The sequence below is a fragment of the Chloroflexus sp. genome (genome assembly GCF_034434295.1).
Lineage (GTDB): Bacteria > Chloroflexota > Chloroflexia > Chloroflexales > Chloroflexaceae > Chloroflexus.
Genome location: NZ_DAOTZQ010000028.1, coordinates 1 through 9,683, shown reverse-complemented (window position 1 = coordinate 9,683; position 9,683 = coordinate 1). Strand labels below are relative to the sequence as shown.

The 9,683-nt window shown below is 59.1% G+C and carries 8 protein-coding genes; all 8 read left to right on the top strand.

Translation table 11 applies throughout. The features are described 5' to 3' along the window. Positions 1-365: signal peptidase II (locus VAE57_RS04690; protein ID WP_322820743.1), on the top strand; the 365-nt coding region annotated here is incomplete at its 5' end. Further along, positions 362-1,312 carry an RluA family pseudouridine synthase gene (locus VAE57_RS04685; RefSeq protein WP_322820742.1) on the top strand — a complete coding sequence of 317 codons (951 nt, stop codon included), beginning with the start codon at positions 362-364 and terminating at the stop codon, positions 1,310-1,312. The genes VAE57_RS04690 and VAE57_RS04685, both read left to right, overlap by 4 nt. A gap of 87 nt (positions 1,313-1,399) precedes the next feature. Further along, on the top strand, positions 1,400-2,329 hold the full coding sequence (gene mdh / locus VAE57_RS04680) for a malate dehydrogenase (protein WP_322820741.1): 930 nt from the start codon (positions 1,400-1,402) through the stop codon (positions 2,327-2,329). Positions 2,330-2,389: 60 nt separating this feature from the next. Further along, positions 2,390-4,183 carry a GAF domain-containing sensor histidine kinase gene (locus tag VAE57_RS04675; protein ID WP_322820740.1) on the top strand — a complete coding sequence of 598 codons (1,794 nt, stop codon included), beginning with the start codon at positions 2,390-2,392 and terminating at the stop codon, positions 4,181-4,183. Further along, complete coding sequence (rsmA, locus tag VAE57_RS04670; protein WP_322820739.1) at positions 4,180-5,052, top strand: 16S rRNA (adenine(1518)-N(6)/adenine(1519)-N(6))-dimethyltransferase RsmA; 873 nt, start codon at positions 4,180-4,182, stop codon at positions 5,050-5,052. The genes VAE57_RS04675 and rsmA overlap by 4 nt, the downstream gene beginning before the upstream one ends. A gap of 48 nt (positions 5,053-5,100) precedes the next feature. Further along, positions 5,101-5,505, top strand: a complete 405-nt coding sequence (locus VAE57_RS04665; RefSeq protein WP_322820738.1) for a PPOX class F420-dependent oxidoreductase — start codon at positions 5,101-5,103, stop codon at positions 5,503-5,505. A gap of 275 nt (positions 5,506-5,780) precedes the next feature. Beyond that, positions 5,781-6,236, top strand: a complete 456-nt coding sequence (locus VAE57_RS04660) for a hypothetical protein (protein ID WP_322820737.1) — start codon at positions 5,781-5,783, stop codon at positions 6,234-6,236. A gap of 342 nt (positions 6,237-6,578) precedes the next feature. Continuing rightward, the coding region (locus VAE57_RS04655) for an NACHT domain-containing protein (protein WP_322820736.1) at positions 6,579-9,683 on the top strand (3,105 nt) is incomplete at its 3' end.

Below are 9,683 nucleotides of genomic sequence, written 5' to 3'. Positions count from 1 at the left end.
GCCTGGTGCTCTTGTTGCTCGCGCTCACATACCAGTATATCCTTCCAGCCGACTCGCGTTGGATAACGGTAGCGGTTGGGATGATCTTCGGCGGTGGTTTGTCCAATCTGGTAGATCGGATCCGCCAGGGATACGTGGTCGATTTTATTCAATTTGGCTGGTGGCCGGTCTTTAACCTTGCCGACAGCGCGATTACTATCGGGGTTGCTGCATTGGCTTTTCATATCATCTTTATCGGTGAAGAGCCTGCGCCGACCGAACCCGAACCGATTGACGATGAACTCCTCAGTGAGTTGTTGAGTCGCGATCCCTCGCCTCCCACAGCAACCGACGCACGCACTTCCAGTTCGGAGTCGCTATCATGAGCGGAGAAGGTGAGATTGAATTGCTCGAAGCGGAAGAGCGGGTGTTGGTTGTACCGCCTACCCAGACCGCTGAGCGTATTGACCGTTTTCTTGCCGGTGCTATGCCCGATCTTTCGCGGGCACAAGTGCAACGTCTGATTGAGCAGGGCTTTGTGATCTACGATGGTCGTTCACCACGAGCCAGTCAACCGGTACGTCCTGGCGCGGTCATTCAGCTTACCATCCCGCCACCGATACCCACCGAACTTATTCCCGAACCAATACCGCTTGATGTTGTGTATGAAGATAGGGATATTGCCGTGATCAACAAACCGGCGGGAATGGTCGTCCATCCGGCACCCGGCCATCCACGAGGTACGCTGGTCAATGCGCTCCTGGCCCGGTATCCCGATCTGGCGATTGGTGGTGAGCTACGTCCGGGTATTGTCCATCGCCTTGACCGTGACACGTCAGGGCTGTTGGTGATTGCCCGCCACGATCAGGCACTGCGCTCGTTAGTCGAACAACAGCAGGCCCGTCGTATGCGCAAAATATACCAGGCGTTGGTGATTGGCAGACCACCTGAAACTGGTACTATTGATGCCCCGATTGGCCGTGATCCACGTGACCGTCTCCGCATGGCGGTTGTGCCCGACGGCCGCCCAGCGCGTACTCACTACCGCCTGCTGGCCACGTTCGGCGATTACAGTCTGCTTGAAGTACAACTGGAAACCGGACGTACCCATCAAATTCGTGTACATCTACGCCATCTGGGTTATCCGATTGTCGGCGATCCGGTGTATGGGCCACGCCGTTCACACCTTCACCTGGCGCGCCAGTTTTTGCACGCCGCTTACCTTGGTCTGGTTCATCCACGCAGTGGTCAATGGCAAGAGTACACTGCCCCGCTGCCCGCCGATTTACAGACAGTACTGCGCCAGTTGCAGGATCGGGCATCGTACCATTGAGACTGCAATATGCTACAATGCGCAGGGATGAGTACGACGCCGTTCGTTGCATTCCATAGCTGGCGCCGCTTAGAGGAGGAGACAGTTATGCGCAAGAAGATTAGTATTATTGGGGCAGGATTTGTCGGTTCGACGACAGCTCACTGGCTGGCCGCTAAAGAATTGGGTGACATCGTTCTGCTTGATATTGTCGAGGGTGTGCCACAAGGTAAAGCACTTGATCTCTACGAGGCATCGCCGATTGAAGGGTTTGATGTTCGGGTTACCGGCACGAACAACTACGCCGATACTGCCAACTCTGATGTCATCGTGGTTACGTCAGGCGCTCCGCGCAAGCCGGGCATGAGCCGCGAGGATTTGATCAAGGTCAACGCCGACATCACCCGTGCCTGTATTAGTCAGGCTGCCCCGCTCTCGCCGAATGCGGTGATTATCATGGTCAATAATCCGCTGGATGCGATGACCTATCTGGCTGCGGAGGTCAGTGGCTTCCCCAAAGAGCGTGTCATTGGTCAGGCCGGCGTCCTCGATGCGGCCCGCTATCGCACCTTTATCGCTATGGAGGCGGGGGTTTCGGTTGAAGATGTGCAGGCGATGCTGATGGGTGGTCACGGTGATGAGATGGTACCGCTGCCCCGGTTTTCGACCATTAGCGGTATTCCGGTGAGCGAGTTCATCGCGCCTGATCGTCTGGCCCAGATTGTTGAGCGCACCCGGAAGGGTGGCGGCGAGATTGTGAATCTGCTGAAGACTGGCAGTGCGTATTACGCTCCCGCAGCCGCCACAGCGCAGATGGTCGAAGCTGTGCTCAAAGACAAGAAGCGGGTCATGCCGGTGGCAGCCTACCTGACCGGTCAGTACGGACTGAATGATATTTACTTTGGCGTACCGGTGATCCTCGGCGCCGGTGGAGTAGAGAAAATTCTTGAGTTGCCACTCAACGAAGGGGAGATGGCGCTGCTGAACGCATCGGCAAAAGCGGTACGTGCCACCCTCGATACGCTGAAGTCTTTCTAAGAATACCGGAGCGACGGGCGTCATTAGGGCGCCGTCGCTCTGTTTACTGCGGGTACGAGTATGACCAGTCCGGCAAAATCATCAACCACTGTTTCTTCATCAGCGCAGCGATCACTGTCGGCATGGAGTCCGCTGGGTGGTGAGCGTTTCTATGCTGCTGCCCGTTGGGTGTTGATCATATTGCTCGGCGTCGTAACCCAATTTCTGACCAATGGTGGTTTGTGGCCAATTACCGATGAGATAGGCCCGTTAGAGAGCATTTTCTGGTTGTACGTCGGCTTTGCTCTCGTTTTCACCGTTCTGGCCTTCGTACCGTTTGCCGCCGGTCTGGTGAGTATTTCATACCTGTTTGATATTGCATTCATTTCGCTTATGACCTTTTTCGGTGGCGAGCGGATCGTCATCTTTTTTCCCCTGTACCTGGTACCGCTCACCTATGCTGCGATCCGTCAACCGCTCTCGGTGAGCCTTCTGTCTGGTGGATTGGCTGCGGTGGCGTACATCGCTGCCTTCGTTGGCTGGCGACGGTTGATCGCTCCTGAAGCGCTGATGACGTTACTCGACTACGTTGCGTTGGCCCTGCGCGGATCGACGCTGGCGATTGTACCGTGGGTGACCGGCAATCTGGTGGAGCGGCAGAGCGAAGTCAATCGGGAACGGGTGTCTCAGGCTCAACGCGAGGCTGAGCAGGCGCTCAGCGAAGCCCATGCCTATCGCGATCAGATGCGTTCGTTGTACCGGGTAGCGTTGACCCTGGGCAGTACTGCCGATTATCGACAGGTGTTGGATACACTGCTGCAAGAGAGTCAGAAAATTGTGCCGTACCGGGCCGGGATCGTTCTGCTCTCTTCGGGCCAACCGAATGAATTGTACGTCGCTTTTGGTTCAAATCTGGCTCCAGGCGACTTGAATCGGTCGTTGAAAATGGATACCGGCCTGACTGCGGCCCTCCGTTCCAGTACCGCTCAAGTTATTACATCATTTGCGCAATTTCCCTCGTTGCAACAGCTTGGCTCACTGCATACCTGTAAAGCGGCTGCTTTGTTGCCGTTGCAGGCCGGTATGCGGGCGTATGGATTGTTTGTCGTTGCGACTGATCAGACGCTCAGTACCGATCAGGTAGAGATGTTGATGGCGCTGGCCAATTATGCGATTGTGGCCTTGCATAACGCACAGCTCATCTATGATCTAAAAGAAGAACGAGAAAAGTTGCTCTCGCGTGAAGAAGAGGTTCGCCATCAACTGGCCCGTGATCTGCACGATGGCCCGGCCCAGGCTATGGCAGTGATTACGATGAAAGCTGAGTTTATCAAGCGGCTGCTTGAACGCGACCCGGCGCAGGCGCTGGCTGAACTCGATGAGCTGAGCAGTATTGCCAAGCGTACCAATTACGAGGTGCGCACGATGCTGTTTGAATTGCGTCCGTTGATGCTTGAAGCACAGGGCCTGAAAGTTACCCTCGAACAGTACCTCGACCGCTTGCGGGCCAAAGCCGGAAATACGGCCATTGTGCTTGAAGGAACCGATATTGACCAGATTCGCCTCGGTTCAAAAGTTGAAGGCGCTCTCTTCAATATGATCCAGGAATCGGTGACGAACGCTATCAAGCACGCGCAGGCAAATCATATCTGGGTTCGTCTCCGTCTGGTGAATAACCAAATGCTTGAGGTTGTGATTCAGGATGATGGGGTTGGTTTTGACAAGGCAGCGGTACTTAAATCGTACGAACGGCGCGGCAGCTTTGGCTTACTGAATATCGATGAGCGTGCCCGTCTGGTAGGGGGGCGGGCCGAGATAGATTCGGTCCCTGGCAAAGGTACAAAGATTACCATTTTTGTTCCGGTTGAGTCGTGAATCCATATCTGAATCCACAACGCATTCGTGCTGCCCTGCGGGCGCTCAATCTGCGCCCGACCCGTGGGATGGGGCAGAATTTTCTCCTTGATGGTCAGGTGCTGGCAACGATTGTGGCTGAAGCGAACGTCCACGCTGCTGATACTGTCATTGAAGTCGGGCCGGGTCTCGGTGTGTTGACCTGGGAGCTATTGCAGTGTGCCGGGCGGGTGATCTGTGTTGAACTGGATCACCGGCTTGCCGACCGGCTGGCTGCTGAGTTCCGCGACCAGTCTCATCTCTATCTGATCCAGGGTGATGTTTTGAAGGTTACGCCTTCCGATCTGCTAGCGCGGGCTGCTGCCATGCCACCGTACAAACTGGTTGCGAATATCCCATACGCCATCACCGCCCCGCTGCTGCGCCATTTTCTTGAGGCGACTGCGCCCCCTGATCTGAGCGTCTTGCTGGTACAGTGGGAGGTTGCCGAACGTATCTGCGCCGGCCCTGGCGATTACAGCATCCTGGCGCACGCGGTGCAATTGTACGCCGAACCGGCGATTGTGGCCCGCGTTCCGGCTACCAGCTTCTTCCCGGCACCGGCGGTCGACTCGGCAATCCTGCGCCTCGTCCGCCGTCCACAACTGGCGGTGGCAGTAGACGATGTGAATAAGCTATTCCGGTTGATCAAAGCCGGGTTCCTTCACGCCCGCAAGCAGTTAGGGAATGCCTTGCCCGGTGGTCTGGCCGCACTTGGGGTAACGGTTAGTCGTGAGCACGTCGTGCAGGCACTTCAGGCTGCCGGTATCGATCCGCAACGGCGTGCCGAAACGGTAACCCTGGCGGAATGGGCAAAATTGCTCGCGTTGTTGTCCGAATCGGGGGTATAGTTATAAAGGGAGACCTTTCTGATCGTGACAACAGCAGCGGAGGCACGTGTGGCTGAGCAGACAGTACCATATTTCGCAAATCTTTACCGGCACGAGTACGCAAATTTAATCACGTTCCGTAAAAATGGCCAGCCGGTGGTGACGCCGGTCTGGTTTGCGGAACGAAACGGCAAAATCTACGTGATGACGACCGCCAATGCGGGCAAGGTCAAGCGCATCCGCAATAACCCCCAGGTCGAGATTGGCCCATCCGACCGGGCCGGGAAGCCGCTTGGCCCAACTGTGCCAGCACGGGCACGCATCCTGCCTCCCGACGAGGCCCGCATCGCCCGGGAAGCGCTTGATGATAAATATGGTCTGATGAAGGCGATGTTCGATTTCTTTATGAACATACGAGGGGTTGAACGGGCCTGGATCGAGATCGCGCCGCTGGCAGATACGGTGGTTGAATAAAAACACGCTTCGGTTCTGTTGTGAGATGGTTTGGGCGCTTCAGATCAGAAGCTGTGCGGAGAGCACCCCACACCCCGCCCCTGCTGGGGGCGGGAGAAGGCCCTCACCCCTGGCCCCTCTCCCGCAGCGCGGGAGAGGGGAAGACAGTGACCGGCGTTGGGGCTTTCTAATGCACTAGATGGCAGGTTCGTTCTTGTGTTCTGTCTGCCCCTCCCCCCAGCGGGGGGGTTGGGAGGGGGGCGTCTCCTCCCCCCAGCGGGGGGAGGCTGGGAGCTATGCATTACCCACATGTCACGCTGCGTCAGGCTGGCTGCAAGCACTCCCCGTGGCGCGAGTGGCGTGGCGCAGGCTTCCAGCCTGCGTGGATGCATCCTCTCGACCGCCGTCAGGTGCTGGCCGTGGCCGCTGGTGCGCAGGCACGAATCGCGTGCAACATAACCGTCTACGCGCAGGGATCACATTCATGTCTGACCGACTCGCTGATCGGCACGAGCACATTCAGCAATCTCGTGACCAGGATGGGTAGCGGTATGCCACGCGCCGAATTGCGAGCACGGCTGGCGCGGCAGCATGGCTGCCGCACTCCAAACCCTGCGCCACGGGTAACTTCACCGGAAAACCGTATCCACGCCGGCGTGTGCAGCGGAAATGCCGTTCGCCGTGGCTGTGATCACTCCTGGCTTGATCAGGTGATGTCCCTCATTCACCGTCTCCCTTGGATGGTAAGGTGAACGATACAGGCACCATCCGTAGGGGCGGGTTCTAAACCCGCCCCTACAGATCCGCCCCTGCGGAATCCGCCGCACCACCACTAGCACGCTGTGGGGCAGGCTGCCGGCCTGCGTTCAGCCATCCCCGTCATCAGGGGCACGCAGGCAACATGCGCACGATAGCACAGCTATAACACACGTTCGCGCATCCTGCCCCACAGTCTGGCACGACATCTCCCTCTGTTCCCCGATACCGAACCGTGGTTGCAATTGCCATGCAACACGTACTCGATTATCATTATCATAGATGTATCGCCCGCATTCGAATCAACGCGCCATCCTGGCTGAGAAACATTGATACGTATGAGAGCACATCCTGCCCGCGTACTCGTCGCCTGTGCGCTACATGTTGTACTGTTGTTCGGCGCACTCAACCCTGCCGTGGCGCAGCAGCCCGCGCCAACGACGACACCGCCGCCTGTCACTGCGGCGCCGACCGTGGCACCGCCGACCCCAACGACGGCGCTGCCAACGTCCACTGCCACGCTGCCAACATCCACCGCTGTGCTTCCCACTTCCACTGCCGCGCCGCCCATGCCTGAGCCGACGCTCACTGTGCCGGAGGCCATTGACCGGATCATCAGTGGCGAGAAGCCGGTTGAAACCCTCGTCACCCTGATCGCTCAGCGTTCGCTGTTGCAGATCGCCGGGCTGGTTGTGCTCGTCCTGTTCATCGCTGCCGTCAAACCCTGGCGCGAGCGTTTCTTCCGCTGGCTTGACCGGATGATAGGCGGCCAGCGGATTGACATTGAGGATGAAGTGCAACGCGAACAGGATAAGAAGGATATCGAAGCCAAACGGCGAGAGAGACAATTCCGGGCGGTGTTGCCGACCGGTATCGCAAACTATCTTGAATGGCTCAAGGCAGAATACGGCTCCACGCAGCCACTTGGTATTGCCACCGAGCAGGTGCAACTCAGGCTTGAAGCTGTTCACGTGCCGCTGCGGGTCGTCGAGCGAGATGCGATTGAGTCCTACCGCAGGCGTATGCGTGGTGAAGATCGGCAGATGTCGGGGCGAGCGTGGTCCAACACGGAGAACAGCAGTGGCTATGTGTTTGAGCTGCTAAGCGATCCAGATCTGCTGGCAGCACGCCGGGCGTCTTTGAGCGACCGGCGGCGACAACAGGAGAATCGCGGCATGCCAACCGATGATGAGCCTCCGCCACCTGTGACCACGACGCGCTTGTTGCTGCTCGGCGATGCGGGAAGTGGGAAAACAATGACCCTGCGCTACGCCGCACTCCGCCTTGCCGAGGCGTATCTTAAGGGTGATGCCTCACTGCTGGCAGACGCCGATACCGGTCTGCGCCTCCATCTCCGGCAGACGCCACTACCGATCTATGTTCGGCTGACGCTCTTTGCCGCAACCATCCCACCAGATTTGAAGGAACTACCGCCGCAAGAGCGGCAAAACTATGCCGGTGCGCCGCCCGACCTCTTCCTCAACTGGCTGGATCGCGAGATGGCGAAGTACTGTGAGATGCCGGAATGCATGCTTTCGTCGCTGATCAAGAAGAACGACGGGGGTGTTCTGCTCCTACTCGATGGGCTGGATGAGGCAGGCGATGATCAGCGCCGTGCGTATCTCGCGCAGGTGATCGACAATCTCGCACGCCGGTATGCGACGTTGCGCTATGTTGTTGCAAGCCGAACCGCAGGCTATGGCGGGAGAGTCTACCTCTCCGATTTTCTCGAACGGCACCTCAGTCCGCTGAATGAGCGGGAGGCTCAAGCGCTGCTTCATAAGTGGTTCGCTGCCGTTTATCAGCGCCTGGCAGAGATCGGGCGTCGTCGCCAGGATGCTGCCGCGGATCAGGCCGCCCAGCTCTGGAGTGCCATCGAGCGTAATGATCGCCTCTCAGAAATGGCGACGAACCCGCTTCTGCTGACGGTGATGGCGCTGCTCCAGTTCAATAACGTGAAGCTGCCCGACCAGCGTGCGAAGCTGTACGAGAAGCTGATCGAGCTGCTCCTCGACCTCTGGCGTAAGCAGAATGTTGCCAACGACACGCTGGTAATGAGCGTTGCGCAACTGGCGTCCGAGCAACGCCGCCTGGAGGCGCTTGCCCTCTCGATGCAGCAACAGGCGCAGCAGGTGCGCGAGGTGACGCTCAGCCAGGCGCAGGAGTGGCTCAGCCCACTCTATGTTGAACGACTGAAGATCGACCGCGAGGCTGCCGATGAGCGGGTGCGCGATCTACTTCACCGCCTTGCCGTAGACAGCGGGATCATCCAGCGCCGCGATGACATGTACTCCTTTTCGCACTACACGTTTCAGGAGTACCTGGCGGCGCGGGCGCTCGACAGCCTCGACAACCGTGCCGGGGCGCCGGATAGTGTGGCATTTCTCCTGGAGCGTAGTGGCGATCCGCGCTGGCGCGAGACCCTGCTGCTGGCTGCCGGCTCCTGGAGCAATGGTCAGCAGATCGCCAAGACGGAGCGACTCCTGCGCGGGCTGCTCGATATGCACGATCCCGAAAGCCTACTGCTCACTGCCGCCGTGCTTGTCGATATCGGGGTGGTCGAGGAGCTGACCACCCTGCGTGATGAGACCATTGCCCGCCTCCGCGCCCTCGCTGCGCTCACCGACGACTGGCGGCGCACTGCCCACCCCGACCCGGTGCTGCGCAACCGCGCCGCGACCATGCTCGACCGGCTCGATGCCGATAGCGACCGCCCCGGCCTCGATCTGACGAATGACGATTACTGGGCAACCCGCATCGAGCCGGGTACGTTCAGTATGGGTGATGACAATGGGCTGTATCGCAATGAAGAACCACAGTTCGACTACACCATCCGCCGGCCCTACGCCCTGGCCCGCTTCCCGGTGACCAACCGCCAATACCTGCTGTTTATCGAGGCGCTGGCCGGACGCGGCACGCCTGAGGCCGTTGCAGCGGCGCGGAAGCTCTTATCGTTGATGCAGAAGCACAGGCAAAAACCGGAGGATTTTCGCCCACGCTTCTGGCCCGGCGCACGTTACCGGGCTGGCGAGGGCAACCACCCGGTGGTTGGCGTGACCTGGTACGCGGCCACCGCCTTCGCCTGGTGGGTCAACGAATGGCTGCACACCCTGGGTGTGCTGACGGCAGGCGAGGAGGTGCGCCTGCCCACCGAGGCCGAATGGGAACGGGCGGCGGCCTACCCACCGGTCCTGTCGGGTGGCAACCCCCGCGCCGGACGGCGCGAGTACCCCTGGGGCGATTGGGACGGCCTCGCGCACGGGAGCGGTGCCGAGGGTGAGGGCATTCCTGGCATCCGGGCCAACATCGACGAAAGCAAGATCAGCGGCACCTCGGTGGTGGGCATCTTTCCCCACGGCGCAGCGGCCTGTGGGGCCGAGGAGCTGGCCGGCAATGTCTGGGAGTGGTGCAGCACGCCATATCTGGACTATCCGTTCCAGGGT